The following is a 16,720-nucleotide window of genomic DNA, read 5'->3' as shown; positions in this document are numbered from 1 at the left end:
AGCTTCCGGCGGGCTTTCCGTGTGTCCGCCGAGGACGAGGCGGCTGTTCAGGCCCGCTGCCTAACCCGCCGACGGCGCGGAAGCCACTCCGCCCGCCCGAGTCGCATCCGCACCCCAACTCGCCAGCAGGCGCAGCGCCTCCGCCGAGGGCGAGCCCGGCTCCGCGTGATAGGTGATCAGCGACTGCTCGACGTCGTCGGCCATGCGGAACGTCTCGAAGGACAGCGTCAGGTCACCGACCAGCGGATGCCTCAGGTGCTTGACGCCGTGGCTCTTCTCCTTGACGTCGTGCCTGGCCCACAGCCGCCGGAACTCCTCGCTCTTGAGGGAGAGTTCGCCGACCAGGGCGGACAGCCGCGGGTCGTCCGGATGGCAGCCGGCGTCCATGCGCAGATAGCTGACCATGTCGGCCTGCTTCTGCTCCCACTCCACGAACAGCTCGCGGTACGCGGGGTTCAGGAACACCAGCCGCGCCCAGTTCCGCTCCTGCGGCGGCAGCTCCGCCCAGTCGCCGAAGACCGCCGCGGCCATCCGGTTCCAGGCCAGGATGTCCGAGCGGCGCCCCACGATGTACGCCGGGACACCGTCGATCGAGTCCAGCAGCTGCCGCAGCGCGACCCGCACCTGCTGGGCCCGCGCGGCCGGCTTCTTCTTGTGCTGCTTCGGCTTCGCCAGGTGCGTGAGGTGCGCGTGCTCGGCATCGGTCAGGCGAAGGGCGCGCGCGATGGAGTCGAGCACCTCCGCCGAGACGTTCTGCCCGTTGCCCTGCTCCAGGCGTGTGTAGTACGCCACGGACACCCCGGCGAGCTGCGCCAGCTCCTCGCGGCGCAGTCCCGGCACCCGGCGGTGCCGCCCGAAGTCGGGCAGCCCCACGTCCTCCGGCTTCAGCCGGGCACGCCGGGTGCGCAGGAACTCGCTGAGCTCGGCGCGCCGGTCCAGGCCTGTGCGGGGCTCGTGTGCGGGGTCGCGCTGTTCGTCCATGCGTCCAGTATTCCCGGTCGTACGCACAGGAGCCTGACCCCGTCAGTGGTAGGAACAGCAAGCGTACGCAAAGCCATGGCCTGGGTGAATGCGGAAAACGGCGGCACGCTGGATCCCGTGCCCGGTCGGAAGGCAGCCGGGCACGGAACCCCTTTAGGAGAACCCCGGCATGACCACTGTTGCTGCGTACGCCGCACCCGCCGCCAAGGCTCCGCTGGAGCGCACCACCATCGAGCGCCGGCCGGTCGGCGAGTTCGACGTCCTGATCGACATCAAGTTCGCCGGCATCTGTCACTCCGACATCCACCAGGCCCAGGAGGGCTGGGGCGAGGCGATCTTCCCGATGGTGCCCGGCCACGAGATCGCCGGCGTCGTCGCCGAGGTCGGCTCCGGTGTCACCAAGTTCGCCGTCGGCGACCGCGTGGGCGTCGGCTGCATGGTCGACTCCTGCCGCGAGTGCGACAACTGCAAGGCCGGCCTGGAGCAGTACTGCACCGGCGGCGGCATGATCGGCACGTACAACGCCCTGGACAAGAACGGCGAGCCCACCTACGGCGGCTACTCGCAGAAGATCGTCGTCGACGAGAACTACGTCGTCCGCATCCCCGACGGCCTGTCCCTCGACGTCGCCGCGCCGCTGCTGTGCGCCGGCATCACCACGTACTCCCCGCTGAAGCACTGGAACGCCGGCCCCGGCAAGAGGGTCGCGATCGTCGGCATGGGTGGCCTGGGCCACATGGCCGTCAAGATCGCGCACGCGCTCGGCGCGGAGGTGACGGTGCTGTCCCAGTCCCTGCGCAAGAAGGACGACGGCCTGAAGCTGGGCGCCGACCACTACTACGCCACCAGCGACCCGAAGACCTTCGAGGAGCTCGCGGGCTCGTTCGACATCATCCTGTCGACGGTGTCGGCTCCGCTGAACCTCGACACGTACCTGTCCCTGCTGAAGACGGACGGCGCCTTCGTGAACGTGGGCGCGCCCGAGGATCCCGTCTCGCTCAACCTGTTCTCGGTGATCATGGGCCGCAAGAGCCTCGCCGGCTCCGGTATCGGCGGCATCCAGGAAACCCAGGAGATGCTCGACTTCTGCGCCGAGCACGGCTTCGGCGCCGAGATCGAACTGATCCGCGCCGACCAGATCAACGAGGCGTACGAGCGGGTGCAGGCGAGCGACGTCCGGTACCGGTTCGTGATCGACACCGCCACGATCTGATCGTTCACCTTGCCGGTCGGCGGCCCAGCAGCCACAGCAGAACGGGCCGCCGACCAGCGGGGGAAACATCCACTGTGTGCCCGAGCGGACAGGCCCTAGCGTGGAAGTGACCGCTTTTGAGCCTGGACGCAGGAGGAGGCGCACCGTGACGATCCAGCTGAACCACACCATCGTCGCCGCCCACGACAAGGAGGCGTCGGCCCGCTTCCTCGCCGACATGCTCGGCCTCGAGGTGAGCCCGCCGTTCGGCCCCTTCGCCCCCGTCGAGATACCGAACGGCGTGACCCTCGACTACATGGACACCCCCGGCGACATAACCCCCCAGCACTACGCCTTCCTGGTCTCGGAGTCCGACTTCGACACGATCTTCGCCCGCATCCGACGCGCAGGCCTGACCTACTGGGCGGACCCGGCCCACTCCCGCCCCGGCGAGATCAACCACAACGACGGCGGCCGAGGCACCTACTTCGACGACCCGAACGGCCACAACCTGGAGATCATCACGCGGCCGTACGGGAGCGGGGGCTGAGCTGCCGTCGGCCCGTGGCGGAGCCGCCGGTCACCGGGCGGAGCTGAAGGACCTGGGCTGTGGAACTCACCGACTGGCTGCTGACCTCGAGCGAACGCGGCAACAGCGCGACACGTCTGGACACCCGCCGACCGGATCGAACGGCCTGGTCGCGCGGAAACCTGGTGCGGCCCCTGATCCACGGCGCGACGTACTTCCGGGAACTCCTCGACGCGATCCGCGCGCAGCGCGCCGGAGACCTGCTCCTGTTCACCGACTGGCGGGGCGACCCCGACGAGTGCCTCGCCGGCCCCGGCAGCGAAATCGGCACCGTCCTGTCCGAGGCGGCCGAGCGGGGCGTGATCGTCAAAGGGCTGGTCTGGCGCTCCCACCTGGACCGGTTCCAGTTCAGCGAGGCCGAGAACCGCCATCTCGGCGAGGAGGTCGAAGCGGCGGGCGGCGAGTGCCTGCTCGACATGCGGGTGCGCCCCGGCGGCTCGCACCACCAGAAGTTCGTCGTGCTCCGGCATGCCGACCGCCCCGAGCTCGACATCGCCTTCGTCGGCGGCATCGACCTCTGCCACAACCGCCATGACGATGCGACGCACCGCGGCGACCTGCAGTCACAACCCATCGCCGCCGCGTACGGACAGCACCCACCGTGGCACGACATCCAGCTCGCGATACGCGGACCGGCCGTCGGCGACATCGAGGCCGTCTTCCGGGAACGCTGGGAGGACCCGGCGCCGCTCACCCGCAGCCCGCTCGTCCGCCTGCGAGAGCTCGCACACCGCGAGGACACCCGCGCGGACCCCCTGCCACCCCAGGCGCCCGACCCCCGGCCCTGCGGTACCCACACCGTCCAGGTCCTGCGCACCTACCCCAACCGACTGCTGCGCGGCTACGACTTCGCCCCCGACGGCGAGCGCAGCATCGCGCGCGGCTACCGCAAAGCGCTGCGGCGGGCCCGGGCCCTGATCTATCTGGAGGACCAGTACCTGTGGTCTCCGCACGTGGTGCAGTTCTTCGCCGAGGCACTGACCGCACACTCCGGCCTGCGCCTGATCGCGGTCATCCCGTCCCTCCCCGAGCAGGACGGCCCGCTCACCCTGCCGATGAACCTGATCGGCCGGATCGCGGCCCTGGACAAGCTGCGCCGCGCCGGCGGTGGGCGCGTCGCGGTGTACGGGCTGGAGAACCACGCCGGGACACCGGTGTACGTGCACGCCAAGGCCTGCGTGATCGACGACGTGTGGGCCTCGGTCGGATCCGACAACATCAACCTCCGCTCGTGGACCCACGACTCCGAACTCAGCTGCGCCGTCCTGGACGAGAGCGCAGACCCACGCGAACCGCGCGACCCCGGCGGCCTCGGGGACGGCGCGCGCAGCTACGCCAGAAACCTGCGCCTGGAACTCTCCCATGAGCACCTGGACACGCAAGCCCCCCGGACTCCCCAGGAACCCGACCCGCTCTGCGATCCCACAACCGCCTTCGACGCCTTCGCGGCGACCGCCGCCGCACTGGACTCCTGGCACGCAGGCGGCCACCGCGGCCCCAGACCCCCCGGCCGCCTGCGCACCTACCGCCCACCGACCCTTTCCCGTACGGCCACGACACTCTGCACGCCCCTGCACCGCCTCCTCGTCGACCCGGACGGCCGCCCCCTCGGACTGCGCCGCCGCAACGCGTACTGACGACCGCCTGCCCTCAGCGACGCGGCGGCCGCCCGGTTGCTGGAGCGGTCTACTTGCCCGCGGCTTCTGACGCCGGCGCGATGCCGATGGGGCAGGAGAGCCCCGGCCCGGCGAGCCTGTGCTGCCATGTGCCCCATTGGCCGCAGCCGGCTGTGGGGTGAATCACCCCGTCATCCCCGTAGGTGGGCAAGGAGTTCGTCTCCAACGGGATATGGGTGTTCCTGGGGCAGTAGTCGGGCGGCGGAGTCCAGGTCGCCACCGCTGACGAGGGCATGGATCTCGCGGGCGAGCGGGGTCACGTCGCGGATGGCGACCGTCCACTCGTCCGCATAGCGTCGTACGGCCTCACCGGAGAGACCGAGTTGCAGAGACCGGTACGGCAGGGGCTGCAGGTGCAGGTCCCGCTCGGGATCCCACTGCACGCGAGCGGACGCACGCTTCAACTGACGTTGCCAGGTGGCTCGGTCGGGGTGCACCCCGCGGACGCAGCTTGACAGACACGCGTGGCGCAGCGCCCACTCGAAGCCGTCACGGCTGATCTCGACAGCGAGGACGGTTTCCTGCCCCGCCTTCGTGGCCCAGCCGCAGCGGTACATCATCCACAGGAACGACGGTTTGATCCATGTCAAGCGGCGTTCACAGCCCTTTTCGGCGATCATCCATCCCTGAGTAGAAGTCCTGGTCAGAGTCCTTGGCGCCTGGCTGAGCGACTTCGTCCTGGCGTTCACAGCCCTTGTTCCTCCTGGAGGATGACGGGCTGGGCATCGGAGCCCCGATCGATCGGGCGGCCTGTCGAGCAGGTGTCGCGGGCTCGCAGACGTCTCCAGTTGGTGCGGCCGAGGGCTGGCCGACGGCATCAGACGTTCGCCCGCAGGGGCAAGCGGTTGACCGTCCAGCTGGACATGATGGCCTCGGTGTGCGGTCGTCACGAGGCGGCTGTGGAGCTGAGGGAGGTCTCGATGCGGGTCGTGTTCGTCCACGGCGCGTGCGCGCTGGATTCTGACTGGTGGTGGCACCGGATGGTGGAACCACTCGCAGCCCTGGGGCTGGAGAGCCGCAGCGTGGAGCTGCCCAGCTGTGGCGAACGGGCGGGCGCCGCGTACGGGGCGGATTTGTACGCCGATGCCGACGCGGTGCGGGCCGTACTCGATGAGGAGCCTGGGCATCCCGCCTTGCTGTGCGGGCACTCCTACGGCGGGATGGTGATCACCGACGCTGCCGCGGGCCGGGACGACATCAGGCACCTCCTCTACGTCACCGCGGTCGTGCCGGACGTTGGCGAATCCCTCGCAGCCCTGGCAGGACCAAACCCCGCGCCCTGGGTCGTTCCGCGGGATGACGGTACGGTCGTCCCGAACACGGCGGTCGACCTGCGGGGTGCCTTCCTTTACGACTGCGACGAGGAGGCCGTGGCGGGCGCCTTCCGGCGGTTGGGACCGCAGTCACAGGCGGTCTTCGCCCAGGCCCCACGCGGCGTCGCCTGGCACGAAACCCCCTCTACGTACGTCGTCTGTACGGGGGACCGGGCCACGCCGCCGGAGAAGCAGCGGGAGTTCGCCCGGCGGGCATCCCGGGTGCTCGACCTGCCGGTCGGCCACCATCCGTTTTTGTCCCACCCGGGGTTACTGGCCGACCTGATCGGCGAGATCGCCCGCGAGGTCGGAGCGTGACACCGAAGACCGGTCGAGAAGGTAAGCGCCCAGGACAGCAGCGAGAGGTTGTGAACGCGGCTTGGTGACCCATGTCATGCGGTCCCGCTTCCATGCGGCGGGGAAACGGCCCTGGCGAACCGCGGGCATGCCGATCTCGGGGGAGTATGCCTGGTAGACGGTGATCGTGGATGCCGTGTGGAGCGCGCGGATTCTGCGTTGCGGTTCTTCCATGGAGCACAGGGTGATGCCGACGGATCCACGTCGGCCATTGATTTTCGATGCGACTGCTTCCGCGGGACGACCCGGCCGTGGCACCGCGCACCCGACGACACCGGGACCGAGTCCTACCGGCTACCAGGCGGCCCAGGACCGACCCCGCGGGGCGTGACAGACGGCCCATGAGACAGTCACGGCACGGCTCACCGATCGTCACCGCGGAGAAGGATTCATGAGAGCGCTGCCCGCCGTCACCGGCCATGATGAGTTCGATGCCCTGGTCGTCAGGACCGACTACGACGACGACCAGGCGTGGCAGGACGTGGCGGCGGCGCTGATGGAGCCCTGGGGAGACAACAAGCAGTACGAGGCGCACGTCCACTTCATAAACGATCCGGCCTGGGCAGGGGCGACCGTTGACGAGGTGCTGACTGCGGTCAGCGCCGCCGAGGACCTGCCCGTTGTCTTTCTTGCCGACCGGACAACCATGCAGGCCGAAACCCACGCGCTGCTGGCGGTCACCACGCTGACGCGCGAGGAGTGCGAGGACGATGAGGACCACGAGCAGCTGACCGAGTTCGGCCGCGAGTTCCGCACCGTCGCCGCAGGGGCCCACGAGGTCTACGCGAACCTGAGTATCGGCAACCTGGGCTTCGAGGAGTACGCGGCATGGGCCCACGATGATCCCGAGGGGGTCTACCGGTCTTTCTGAGCAGTCGGCTGCTGAGAGGTGAGCGGGTCACGGGTCTACGCCTTCGACCGGTGAGCCACCTGCAGTCGGCAGTATTGATGCCGTCACGGCAGGGCTCTCCGGATGAGGCCACCGACGTGGGGGAGGCAACAGGTCGGTGCGCTCCTCGCGGCGACCGGCGGCCGCAGGACCGGTTGGACGGGCACGGAATCGCTGGGAGCACTCGTGCGTTGAGGCGAGGGCGTATGGGATGCCGGTGGTGTGCGAGCCGAGCAGCCCGAGTGACCGAGCTGACAGATATTGGAGGGCCGCAATGGCTGCGCAGACGCAGAGGGCCGTGCTGGCGGGCGGATGCTTCTGGGGGATGCAGGACCTGATCCGCCGGCTCCCGGGCGTGACGGCGACCCGTGTCGGATACACCGGGGGTGACGTGCCGAACGCGACGTACCGTAACCATGGCACGCACGCGGAGGCCATTGAGATCCTTTTCGACCCCGAGAAGACCGACTTCCGCGCGATCCTGGAGTTCTTCTTCCAGATCCACGACCCGAGCACCAAGAACCGCCAGGGCAACGACATCGGCCTCAGCTACCGCTCGGCGATCTACTACGTGGATGACGAGCAGAAGCGGATCGCCGAGGACACGATCGCGGATGTGGACGCCTCCGGACTGTGGCCCGGCAAGGTCGTCACCGAGGTCGAGCCGGTCGGCCCCTTCTGGGAGGCCGAGCCCGAGCACCAGGACTACCTGGAGCGTTACCCGGACGGCTACACCTGCCACTTCCCGCGCCCGGGATGGCGGCTGCCCGCCCGCGCGGAGGGCTGACCGCGCGAGGCGGCGCGGCGGAGGGCGGAGGCTGACAGGGCCGAGGCTCCGCGGCCGGGCCTTGCTTGCGCCTGCGGCGCATAGGCCGCACGCCGTGGTGAACGCATGCGGGCCGAGTACCGCGTTCCGGTACTCGGCCCGCATGCCGCCACGGACTGCCACCAGGGCGTACGGCAGGTTCAGTGCAGCAGCGTCGCCGGGCTGCCGCCGTTCGCCTCGTAGCCCGCCACGGCCAGCGCCCGGTAGACCGCGAACTCCGCGGCCGGGTCGGGCGACAGCGTCCAGGGCAGGGCGCCCACATGGCCGTCGATGTGTATCAGCTGGCTCATGGCCTCCGACCAGCGCTCGGAGCGGACCAGGAAGAACACCAGCAGATGGCGGACGTGCGCCAGCATCGGGTCGTCGGGGCGGGCCGAGTGCACCGCGTGCAGGGCGCCGTGGATCGCCTTGGTCACGACCTCGCTCTGGTAGAAACTGGCGACCAGATTGACCTCGGGCAGGTGCTCGAAGACCGCGAACAGCGGCATCGCCGCCAGCAGCGAGCCCTGCGGGGCACGGGCCGCCGCGGCCTCCGCGAACTGGGACGCCAGCTCACGCGAGCCGTGCCACTTTTCGCACCAGTAGTGCAGCGCGGCGAGGTGCGCTCCCATGTGGTTCGGCGCGCGGTCCAGGATCTTCAGCCAGAGCTGCTCGAACTCCGCGCGCGGATAGGCCAGGCCCCGCGCCACCGACAGCTCGATGATGTACGGGATCGGGTCACCGGGGGCGAGCAGCGCCGCGTCGCCGCAGGCCGCCTTCGCCTCCTCCATGATGATCCGGAACTCGTCCGTGCCGGGCGTCGCCGTCCGCCACGCCTGCTGCACCAGGAACTCGGCGTGCACCGCCGCGCCGCCCGCGTCCTTGGGCGCCTCGGCCCGCCACACCCGCAGCCACTGCCCGCCCGGCGTCTCACTGACGCCGCCCGGCCGCTGCTGGAGCTCCAGCGACGCCGCGCCCGCGAAGGCCTGCACCCGCTGCCAGCGCAGCTCGCCCTCCGCTTCCGTACCGGCCAGGAGCTGGGCGGCGGCGCGGTGGTCCTGGGTGCGCTGCACCAGGTCCAGCACGTCCACCAGGTCCTGGTCGGGGCCGGGCATGCGGACGTCCAGCTCCTCCTGCCGTACGAATCCGTAGTTCGCGGGGTCCGCGGCGTCCGGGTGACCCGGCGTGACCAGCTCTATCCCCCTGCGCCTGCGCATCACGAACGGACCCAGCACGAAACCGATCATGAGCAGACCCATCAGGACCCAGAGAATTTCCATGCATCAAGCGAACCAGACGCCGCCGACAATTGGCCAACCCCCTCCCTCGCCTGTGGAAAACCGCGTCCGACGGCAGGCGGGCGCCTGCGCCGCGCCGTGGCGGCGGCATGTGGAGGACGAGCGCACTACGCTCGGTTCCCATGAGCGACAGGCACATCAGTCAGCACTTCGAGACGCTCGCCATCCACGCGGGCAACACGGCCGACCCCCTCACTGGTGCGGTCGTCCCGCCGATCTACCAGGTGTCCACCTACAAGCAGGACGGGGTGGGCGGTCTGCGCGGCGGCTACGAGTACAGCCGCAGCGCCAACCCGACCAGGACCGCCCTGGAGGAGAACCTCGCCGCCCTGGAGGGCGGGCGCCGTGGACTCGCGTTCGCGTCCGGACTGGCGGCCGAGGACTGCCTGTTGCGTACGCTGCTCAGCCCCGGCGACCACGTGGTCATCCCCAATGACGCGTACGGCGGCACATTCCGCCTGTTCGCGAAGGTCGTCGCCCGGTGGGGCGTGGAATGGTCGGTCGCCGACACGAGCGATCCCGCAGCCGTACGGGCCGCCATCACCCCCAAGACCAAGGTCGTGTGGGTGGAGACCCCCTCCAACCCGCTGCTCGGCATCACCGACATCGCCGCCGTCGCGCAGATCGCCCGGGACGCGGGCGCCCGGCTCGTCGTCGACAACACGTTCGCCACGCCCTACCTCCAGCAGCCGCTGTCGCTCGGTGCGGACGTCGTGGTGCACTCCCTGACCAAGTACATGGGCGGCCACTCGGACGTCGTGGGCGGCGCGCTGATCGTGGGCGACGAGGGGCTGGGCGAGGAGCTGGCGTTCCACCAGAACGCGATGGGCGCGGTCGCCGGGCCCTTCGACTCCTGGCTGGTGCTGCGCGGCACCAAGACCCTCTCCGTGCGCATGGACCGGCACAGTGAGAACGCAGCCAGGGTCGCCGACATGCTCACCCGGCACGCGCGCGTGACGCGGGTGCTGTACCCGGGACTGCCGGATCACCCCGGTCACGAGATTGCCGCCAAACAGATGCGGTCCTTCGGCGGCATGGTCTCCTTCCAGGTCGAGGGCGGCGAGGAGGCGGCCGTCGAGGTCTGCAACCGCGCCAAGGTGTTCACCCTGGGTGAGTCCCTCGGTGGCGTCGAGTCGCTGATCGAGCACCCGGGGCGCATGACGCACGCCTCCGCGGCCGGTTCTGCCCTGGAGGTACCCGCCGACCTCGTACGTCTCTCCGTGGGTATCGAGAACGCGGACGACCTGCTGGAGGACCTCCAGCAGGCGCTCGGCTAGCCCGCAGCGCTCACCAGCCCGTCAGCGGTGGAGTCGTCTCCGACGGCGGCTCCACCCAGGGGCGGGCCGTCAGCGCCCAGACGGTGAACGCCACGGTCGCGGCGAACAGCAGCAGCCAGCCCAGGCGCAGGGCGAGGGCCCTGCGTCGCAGCAGACGGTTGCCGCGGCGCACGGCGTCGGCGCAGAGGTCCGGCGGCACCCGCGGCGGCGTCCGCTCCATGATCCGCCGCGCGGCAGCCTCCCGTTCCAACCGGTTCACCGCAGACCCCCGCTCACGACGCTGCCACCTTCGCCTCCGGCACCGCCGGTGCAGGCCCCCGGGGCGGGTGGAGGACCGTCGCCGTCGCCCGGTCGCACAGGGCGCGGACACGTTCCGTGGGCAGCCCGAGCAGTGCGGCCGTCTGTTCCTCGGCGACCCCTTCGTACAGCCTGAGGACCAGGACCAGGCGCTCCTGCGGGGTGAGGTGGGCGAGTGCGCCGGTGGGGTGCGGGCGGGCCCGGCCGAAGGCGCCGTACTGGTGCCAGGCGCCGTGCGCGAAGCGGGTGGCGAGGTACCGGCGGGTGCGGTCGTACGGGTCCTCGCCGCGCAGTCGGTCCCAGCAGGCGTAGGTGTGGGCGAGGGCCAGGGTCAGCAGGCGCCGCGCGCGCGGGTTGTCGTCCGGGGCCTCGGCCGTGAGCAGCGTGGCGGTGTGCAGCAGCCGCCCCGCCGCGCCGGCGACGAACGCCTCGAACTCCCGGGCCCGGCGGGCACCTTGGGACGCTTGCCGTTCTCGCACCGTGCCTCCCGCCTGAGGCCGACCTGAGGATACGGATCCCGGTGGCGTACCCGGCCCACCGGATGTGAACCCGCGTACGACCACGAGGACCCGGTCTCATATGAGGCCAGCAGTGGGCTTTCGGTCAAGAGCCCGCGCACCGCGGGACATGCCTCGGTTGCCGTGGAAGATCGCGCGCCACGCGGCGGGCGCGGGGGAGCGGCTGGTGAGGGGCGCTGAAGTCCCGGCACCACGCGCGCGTGTCCGCCCCCGGCCCGGAACGGCATGCGGCGTCTCGTAACTCCCGCCGCACGCGCGCGTGCACGTGTCTCACCCGTGGCTCAGGAAGCCGACGGCGTCTCCGCCCCCGGCACGCCCTGCGCCGCCATCCGTGCGGAGAGCGCCAGGTTGAAGCGGGTGAGGAGCGTGCAGAACGCCTCGCGCTCCTCGGGTGCCCAGTCGTGTGTGAGCTCGGCCATCAGCTGACGCCGGGACGAGCGCACCTCCTCCAGCCGGGACAGCCCGCGCGGGGACAGCTGGAGCACCACGGCACGCCCGTCCTCGGGGTGCGAGGTCCGCTTGACCAGGCCCGTGTCGACGAGGGGGGCCACCTGCCGGGTGACCGTCGAGGAGTCGATGCCCATGCTCGCGGCGAGCGCCTTGACGCCCATCGGCCCTTCCTTGTCGAGCCTGTTGAGCAGCAGGTACGCGGCGCGGTCCATGGAGTTGCGCACCTGTCCGACCCCGCCGAGCCGGGTCTGTTCGGCACGCCGGGCGAACACCGCCACCTCGTGCTGCAGCGCGTCGAGAAGGCCGGTGTCACCGACGGTCGTCATGTCCATCGACATTTCAGGTGTTGTGGGCATGGCCGGGGGCTCACTTCATACTGGGTGCTGGGTTGGGGGACAGGGTACGCGGATGGGAGGTGGGCCGTACCGGCGCTGCGCAAACCAGTCTCGGACGTTGGTCACTACGGCTGTTGCGGCAGGTGAACTGCGAGACTTGAGCCATGAACTACCGCAAGGCCGCCCCCTTGCCCCCGGTCACCCTCGACGACGTACGCGGCGCGCAGAAGATGCTCACCGGCGTCGCACGTGTCACCGCGATGGAGGGCAGCAGGTACCTGACCCAGCTGGTCGGCGCTCCCGTGCACCTCAAGTGCGAGAACCTCCAGCGGACCGGTTCGTTCAAGCTGCGCGGCGCCTACGTCCGGATCGCCGGTCTGCTGCCCGAGGAGCGGGCCGCCGGTGTGGTCGCCGCGAGCGCGGGCAACCACGCACAGGGCGTCGCCCTGGCGTCCTCGCTGCTCGGCGTGCACTCGACGGTGTTCATGCCGAAGGGCGCGCCGCTGCCGAAGATAAGTGCGACGCGTGACTACGGCGCCGAGGTGCGTCTGCACGGACACGTGGTCGACGAGACCCTGGCCGCCGCGCAGGAGTACGCCGCCGAGACGGGTGCGGTGTTCATCCATCCCTTCGACCACCCGGACGTCATCGCGGGCCAGGGCACGGTCGGCCTGGAGATCCTGGAGCAGTGCCCGGAGGTACGCACGATCGTCGTCGGCATCGGCGGCGGCGGTCTCGCGGCGGGTATTGCTGTCGCGGTGAAGGCCCTGCGGCCCGATGTGCGGATCGTCGGTGTGCAGGCGGCGGGGTCGGCGGCGTATCCGCCCTCTCTGGCGGCGGGGCGTCCGATGTCGATCGAGAACCCGGTGACGATGGCCGACGGCATCAGGGTCGGCCGGCCCGGTGACGTACCGTTCGCGATCGTCGGTGATCTGGTGGACGAGGTGCGCACGGTCAGCGAGGACGAGCTGTCCGCCGCGCTGCTGCTGTGTCTGGAGCGGGCCAAGCTGGTCGTCGAGCCGGCCGGGGCCAGCCCGGTCGCGGCGCTGCTGAGCGATCCGGGCGCGTTCGAGGGACCGGTCGTCGCGGTGCTGTCCGGCGGCAACGTCGACCCGGTGCTGATGCAGCGCGTTCTGCGGCACGGCATGGCGGCGCAGGGCCGCTACCTGGCCGTTCGGCTGCGGCTGATGGACCGGCCGGGCGCCCTCGCGACGCTTCTCGGGGTGTTGTCAGTGGTCGACGCTAACGTCCTCGATGTGAGCCACGTGCGGACCGACCCACGGCTCGGGCTCACGGAGGCGGAGGTCGAGCTGCACCTGGAGACGAAGGGCCCGGCCCACTGCACCGAGGTCGGCGAGGCCCTGCGACAGGCGGGGTACCTCGTCATCGACTGAGGCGCCGGGTCGTAGGACCGGTAAAGGCCGAGGTCAGGCCAAGATCACGGGCTCTTTGTCACTCGATCGGGTAAGACCGTTGTGAGACGCGATACATCGCGTTATGGTGTGTCTCGTGCCACTCCTCAGGCAGAACCGAACCCACCAACCCACGCTTCTCGAAGCGACCCGACGACGTGGAGACTCATATGCCAGGCGCCATCTATACCGAAGGCCTGGTCAAAACCTTCGGTGACGTAAGGGCTCTGGACGGCGTCGACCTCGATGTCCCCGAGGGCACGGTCCTCGGCCTGCTCGGGCCCAACGGTGCGGGCAAGACGACGGCCGTCCGCTGTCTGACGACCCTGCTGCGCCCCGACAGGGGCCGGGCCGTCGTCGCGGGCATCGACGTGCTCGCCCACCCCGACCAGGTCCGGCGCTCCATCGGCCTGTCCGGCCAGTTCGCCGCGGTCGACGAGTACCTGACCGGCCGGGAGAACCTCCAGATGGTCGGCCAGCTCTACCAGATGACCGCGAAGGCCGCCAAGGCCCGTGCCGGTGAGCTGCTCGACCAGTTCAACCTCGCGGACGCCGCCGACCGGCCCGCCAAGACCTACTCCGGAGGCATGCGGCGCCGGCTCGACCTTGCCGCGGCCCTGGTCGTCTCCCCGCCCGTGATGTTCATGGACGAGCCGACGACCGGCCTCGACCCGCGCAACCGCCAGCAGCTGTGGGAGGTCATCAAGCAGCTGGTCTCCGGCGGCACGACCCTGCTGCTGACCACGCAGTACCTGGAAGAGGCCGACCACCTCGCGCACGACATAGCGGTGGTCGACCACGGCCGCGTCATCGCCCGCGGCACCTCCGACCAGCTCAAGGCCCGCACCGGCGGCGAGCGCGTCGAGGTCGTGGTGCACGAGCGCGAGCACATGGCGACCGCCGCCGAGGTGCTGCGCGGCTTCGGCAAGGGCGACACCACTGTCGAGGAGCACACCCGCAAGCTCACGGTGCCCGTCACCGGCGGCGCCAAGCTCCTCGCCGAGGTGATCCGCGAGCTGGACACCCGCGGCATCGAGATCGACGACATCGGCCTGCGCCGCCCGACCCTGGACGACGTGTTCCTGTCGCTGACGGGCCATGTGGCGGAGGCCGGCAACGAAGAGGACGGCGCCGACGGCGCGAGCGGTACGCCCGCCGACGCCAGGGGCCGCAAGCGCAAGAAGGAGACCCTCAAGTGAGCGCCGTGACCGACGCCGTACCGCGGCCCGCCCGCCCGAACCCGATCAGCCAGTCCGTCCGGGACTCGCTGGTCGTCGCCAAGCGCAATCTGATCCGCATGTCCCGGATTCCCGAGATGATCATTTTCGGGCTCATCCAGCCAATCATGTTCGTGGTGCTGTTCAGCTATGTGTTCGGCGGATCCATGACCATCGCCGGCACCACGGACTCCGGTGTCTACCGCGAGTTCCTGATGGCGGGCATCTTCGCCCAGACCGTCACCTTCGCCACCGCGGGCGCCGGTGCCGGCATCGCCGAGGACATGCACAAGGGGCTGATCGACCGCTTCCGCTCGCTGCCCATGGCGCGCGGCGCGGTGCTGACCGGCCGGACCCTTGCCGACCTGGTGCAGACGGCGCTCACCGTGCTGGTGCTCGCGATCGTGGCCCTTCTGGTCGGCTGGCGTACGCACACCAACGTCGGCGAAGTGCTCGGCGCCTTCGGACTGCTGCTGCTGATGGGCTACGCGTTCACGTGGATCGGCGCGCTGATCGGCCTGTCCGTGCGGACACCCGAGGCCGCCACGTCCGGCGGGCTGATCTGGCTCTTCCCGGTCACCTTCGTCTCGAACGCGTTCGTGGACTCGGACCGGATGACGCCCTGGCTGCGGCACATCGCCGAGTGGAACCCGTTCAGCGCCACGGTCCAGGCCTGCCGAGAGCTCTTCGGCAACCCAGGTGTCTCCACCTCGGGCGCCTGGCCGATGGAGCACCCGGTCTGGGCCTCACTGATCTACTCGGCCCTGATCATCGTCATATTCCGGACTCTGGCGGTACGGAAGTACCGCTCGGCGACGGCGTGAGAACCCGCGACGGCCTCAGAACCCGTGAGGAGACCGGCTCGACGAGACTGACCTGGGCATGACGAAACCCCCGGCGTCGAGGGGACGCCGGGGGTCGTCAAGGGCGGGTCGGTCAGGCGCAGGGCACTGACCGGGTTCAGCCGCTGTACGGCTCGGCCTTCAGGATCTTCACCGAGGCCGTCTTGCCGTTCGGCAGCTCGTACTCCGCGTCCTCGCCGACCTTGTGGCCCATCACGCCGGCCCCCAGCGGGGACTGCGGGGAGTACGTCTCGATCTCGGCGCTGGCGTACTCGCGCGAGGCGAGCAGGAACGTCAGCGTGTCGTCCTCGTCACCGTCGAAGGCGATCGTCACGACCATGCCGGGCGCCACGGCACCGTCCGTCGAGGCCGGCGCCTCGCCGACCTTGGCGTTCTCCAGGAGCTGGGTCAGCTGGCGCACACGGAGCTCCTGCTTGCCCTGCTCCTCCTTGGCCGCGTGGTACCCGCCGTTCTCCCGCAGGTCGCCCTCCTCGCGCGCGGCCGCGATCTTGGCGGCGATCTCCGTGCGCGCAGGACCAGTAAGGTACTCAAGCTCGTCCTTGAGCTTGTTGTACGCCTCCTGGGTCAGCCAGGTGACGTTCTCGCTGGTCTGGGTCACAGGTGCTCCTCGTCGGTACTGGGAATACAAAGCATCGCCCTACCCAGAAGAATGTTCCTTCACGAGTGGGCGAAACCACGAGCCTAACAATTCAACGGCGGAAGGGGGAGGACATAAGCCAACAAAATCGCTTCATCGCAGGTCAGCCGCTACGCGATATGGGTGACGTCAGTCGGCGTGGCAGCCCAGGAGCTCGGCCGACGTGCCCGGTGCCGTCGTACGGAGCGTGACGACCTCGGTGATGCGGGTGGCGTCCCCGTCGAAGCGGAAGTCGGCCCGGCCCACCTCGGCGCCGTTCTCCGCCTGGGAGCGCACCGTGCAGTAGCCGGAGGCGCCTGCGTCCTTCTCGACCGCCAGCTTCACCTTCACCGAATCGTCCGAGAGATCGAAACTGATCACTTCGGCACTGATCTTGTTCTGGCCGACGTAGTGATAGGCAAAATAGGCCATCACGGCGAGGAGCAGCGCCCCGAGGGCGGCGCCGGCGACCTTCAGTGTGCGGTCCGCGCGCTCGTCCGAGGAGCGGCCGTAACGGCCCTCGGGCAGTCGCGTGCTCGCCGTACTCATGATCGTCCTCTCGGCCGGGGCGGGACCGAGGTCCCGGACGGGGCTCCCGGGTTCGGGGCCCCGGAATTATTCGCCCCCCGATTCGG

The 16,720-nt window shown here is 70.0% G+C and carries 18 protein-coding genes and 1 pseudogene; 10 read left to right on the top strand and 9 right to left on the bottom strand.

All coding sequences use genetic code 11. The features are described 5' to 3' along the window. Positions 1-60: 60 nt before the first annotated feature. The gene (locus ACFVJQ_RS03915; RefSeq protein ID WP_385510937.1) at positions 61-981 is read right to left on the bottom strand and encodes a helix-turn-helix transcriptional regulator; all 921 of its coding nucleotides are present in this window, start codon (positions 979-981) and stop codon (positions 61-63) included. A gap of 169 nt (positions 982-1,150) precedes the next feature. On the opposite strand from ACFVJQ_RS03915, the gene ACFVJQ_RS03910 reads away from it, so the two are divergent. The 3 genes from ACFVJQ_RS03910 (at position 1,151) to ACFVJQ_RS03900 (ending at position 4,399) form a co-directional block, all read left to right on the top strand. Beyond that, entirely contained in the window at positions 1,151-2,194 is a 1,044-nt protein-coding gene (locus tag ACFVJQ_RS03910) for an NAD(P)-dependent alcohol dehydrogenase (protein ID WP_385510936.1), read from the top strand. A 145-nt stretch (positions 2,195-2,339) separates the two neighbouring features. Next, on the top strand, positions 2,340-2,723 hold the full coding sequence (locus ACFVJQ_RS03905) for a VOC family protein (protein WP_385510935.1): 384 nt from the start codon (positions 2,340-2,342) through the stop codon (positions 2,721-2,723). A gap of 59 nt (positions 2,724-2,782) precedes the next feature. After that, positions 2,783-4,399: a phospholipase D family protein gene (locus tag ACFVJQ_RS03900; RefSeq protein WP_385780705.1), complete on the top strand. Its 1,617-nt coding sequence runs from the start codon at positions 2,783-2,785 to the stop codon at positions 4,397-4,399. Positions 4,400-4,569: 170 nt separating this feature from the next. On the opposite strand, the gene ACFVJQ_RS03895 is transcribed toward ACFVJQ_RS03900, so the two are convergent. Beyond that, positions 4,570-5,058 (bottom strand): DUF4291 domain-containing protein, encoded by a 489-nt coding sequence (locus ACFVJQ_RS03895; protein ID WP_385780702.1) that lies wholly within the window; start codon positions 5,056-5,058, stop codon positions 4,570-4,572. A gap of 225 nt (positions 5,059-5,283) precedes the next feature. Between ACFVJQ_RS03895 and ACFVJQ_RS03890 the strand changes: the two genes are divergently transcribed. Continuing rightward, the gene (locus ACFVJQ_RS03890) at positions 5,284-6,069 is read left to right on the top strand and encodes an alpha/beta fold hydrolase (RefSeq protein ID WP_385780699.1); all 786 of its coding nucleotides are present in this window, start codon (positions 5,284-5,286) and stop codon (positions 6,067-6,069) included. A gap of 66 nt (positions 6,070-6,135) precedes the next feature. Here the strand turns inward: ACFVJQ_RS03890 and ACFVJQ_RS03885 are convergent. Then, positions 6,136-6,282 (bottom strand): annotated as a pseudogene (locus tag ACFVJQ_RS03885) (DUF4291 family protein); the annotation flags it as partial. 217 nt (positions 6,283-6,499) lie between these two features. Here ACFVJQ_RS03885 and ACFVJQ_RS03880 point away from each other — a divergent pair. After that, positions 6,500-6,979, top strand: coding sequence for a DUF6924 domain-containing protein (locus ACFVJQ_RS03880; protein ID WP_385510930.1), 480 nt, complete (start codon positions 6,500-6,502; stop codon positions 6,977-6,979). A 292-nt stretch (positions 6,980-7,271) separates the two neighbouring features. Continuing rightward, positions 7,272-7,784, top strand: a complete 513-nt coding sequence (gene msrA, locus ACFVJQ_RS03875) for a peptide-methionine (S)-S-oxide reductase MsrA (protein WP_385510929.1) — start codon at positions 7,272-7,274, stop codon at positions 7,782-7,784. 179 nt (positions 7,785-7,963) lie between these two features. Here msrA and ACFVJQ_RS03870 read toward each other — a convergent pair whose 3' ends face one another. Then, a complete protein-coding gene (locus tag ACFVJQ_RS03870) occupies positions 7,964-9,082 on the bottom strand; it encodes a hypothetical protein (protein ID WP_224735497.1) in 1,119 nt (372 codons plus the stop codon). A 140-nt stretch (positions 9,083-9,222) separates the two neighbouring features. Here ACFVJQ_RS03870 and ACFVJQ_RS03865 point away from each other — a divergent pair, with 140 nt between their 5' ends. Next, a complete protein-coding gene (locus ACFVJQ_RS03865; RefSeq protein ID WP_385780695.1) occupies positions 9,223-10,377 on the top strand; it encodes a cystathionine gamma-synthase in 1,155 nt (384 codons plus the stop codon). 10 nt (positions 10,378-10,387) lie between these two features. On the opposite strand, the gene ACFVJQ_RS03860 is transcribed toward ACFVJQ_RS03865, so the two are convergent. The 3 genes from ACFVJQ_RS03860 to ACFVJQ_RS03850 form a co-directional block, all read right to left on the bottom strand. Beyond that, the gene (locus tag ACFVJQ_RS03860; protein ID WP_385510926.1) at positions 10,388-10,636 is read right to left on the bottom strand and encodes a hypothetical protein; all 249 of its coding nucleotides are present in this window, start codon (positions 10,634-10,636) and stop codon (positions 10,388-10,390) included. Positions 10,637-10,649: 13 nt separating this feature from the next. Next, positions 10,650-11,153, bottom strand: coding sequence for a sigma factor-like helix-turn-helix DNA-binding protein (locus tag ACFVJQ_RS03855; protein ID WP_385510925.1), 504 nt, complete (start codon positions 11,151-11,153; stop codon positions 10,650-10,652). 320 nt (positions 11,154-11,473) lie between these two features. Next, positions 11,474-11,980: a MarR family winged helix-turn-helix transcriptional regulator gene (locus tag ACFVJQ_RS03850; protein ID WP_224735502.1), complete on the bottom strand. Its 507-nt coding sequence runs from the start codon at positions 11,978-11,980 to the stop codon at positions 11,474-11,476. 161 nt (positions 11,981-12,141) lie between these two features. Here ACFVJQ_RS03850 and ilvA point away from each other — a divergent pair, with 161 nt between their 5' ends. The 3 genes from ilvA (at position 12,142) to ACFVJQ_RS03835 (ending at position 15,430) form a co-directional block, all read left to right on the top strand. After that, on the top strand, positions 12,142-13,371 hold the full coding sequence (gene ilvA / locus ACFVJQ_RS03845; protein WP_385780692.1) for a threonine ammonia-lyase: 1,230 nt from the start codon (positions 12,142-12,144) through the stop codon (positions 13,369-13,371). 188 nt (positions 13,372-13,559) lie between these two features. After that, positions 13,560-14,588 carry an ATP-binding cassette domain-containing protein gene (locus ACFVJQ_RS03840; RefSeq protein WP_385510923.1) on the top strand — a complete coding sequence of 343 codons (1,029 nt, stop codon included), beginning with the start codon at positions 13,560-13,562 and terminating at the stop codon, positions 14,586-14,588. Further along, on the top strand, positions 14,585-15,430 hold the full coding sequence (locus tag ACFVJQ_RS03835) for an ABC transporter permease (RefSeq protein ID WP_385510922.1): 846 nt from the start codon (positions 14,585-14,587) through the stop codon (positions 15,428-15,430). Before ACFVJQ_RS03840 ends, ACFVJQ_RS03835 begins: the two co-directional genes overlap by 4 nt. Before the next feature lie 136 nt (positions 15,431-15,566). Here ACFVJQ_RS03835 and greA read toward each other — a convergent pair whose 3' ends face one another. Both greA and ACFVJQ_RS03825 read right to left on the bottom strand, forming a co-directional pair. Next, positions 15,567-16,067, bottom strand: coding sequence for a transcription elongation factor GreA (gene greA / locus ACFVJQ_RS03830; RefSeq protein ID WP_385510920.1), 501 nt, complete (start codon positions 16,065-16,067; stop codon positions 15,567-15,569). A 168-nt stretch (positions 16,068-16,235) separates the two neighbouring features. Then, positions 16,236-16,634 (bottom strand): DUF4307 domain-containing protein, encoded by a 399-nt coding sequence (locus ACFVJQ_RS03825; protein ID WP_385510919.1) that lies wholly within the window; start codon positions 16,632-16,634, stop codon positions 16,236-16,238. Between the last annotated feature and the right edge of the window lie 86 nt (positions 16,635-16,720).

This window comes from Streptomyces sp. NPDC127197, from assembly GCF_042672405.1.
Classification (GTDB): domain Bacteria; phylum Actinomycetota; class Actinomycetes; order Streptomycetales; family Streptomycetaceae; genus Streptomyces; species Streptomyces flavusporus.
The sequence above is the reverse complement of the archived record's forward strand: the minus strand, read 5'-3'. Positions and strand labels throughout refer to the sequence as shown.

Coding starts and splice junctions, on each gene's coding strand:
- ACFVJQ_RS03825 (WP_385510919.1), bottom strand. CDS start 16,634: ATGAGTACGGCGAGCACGCGACTGCCCGAGGGCCGTTACGGCCGCTCC.
- ACFVJQ_RS03915 (WP_385510937.1), bottom strand. CDS start 981: ATGGACGAACAGCGCGACCCCGCACACGAGCCCCGCACAGGCCTGGAC.
- ACFVJQ_RS03850 (WP_224735502.1), bottom strand. CDS start 11,980: ATGTCGATGGACATGACGACCGTCGGTGACACCGGCCTTCTCGACGCG.
- ACFVJQ_RS03880 (WP_385510930.1), top strand. CDS start 6,500: ATGAGAGCGCTGCCCGCCGTCACCGGCCATGATGAGTTCGATGCCCTG.
- ACFVJQ_RS03840 (WP_385510923.1), top strand. CDS start 13,560: ATGCCAGGCGCCATCTATACCGAAGGCCTGGTCAAAACCTTCGGTGAC.
- ACFVJQ_RS03870 (WP_224735497.1), bottom strand. CDS start 9,082: ATGGAAATTCTCTGGGTCCTGATGGGTCTGCTCATGATCGGTTTCGTG.
- msrA (WP_385510929.1), top strand. CDS start 7,272: ATGGCTGCGCAGACGCAGAGGGCCGTGCTGGCGGGCGGATGCTTCTGG.
- ACFVJQ_RS03910 (WP_385510936.1), top strand. CDS start 1,151: ATGACCACTGTTGCTGCGTACGCCGCACCCGCCGCCAAGGCTCCGCTG.
- ilvA (WP_385780692.1), top strand. CDS start 12,142: ATGAACTACCGCAAGGCCGCCCCCTTGCCCCCGGTCACCCTCGACGAC.
- ACFVJQ_RS03865 (WP_385780695.1), top strand. CDS start 9,223: ATGAGCGACAGGCACATCAGTCAGCACTTCGAGACGCTCGCCATCCAC.
- ACFVJQ_RS03895 (WP_385780702.1), bottom strand. CDS start 5,058: ATGATCGCCGAAAAGGGCTGTGAACGCCGCTTGACATGGATCAAACCG.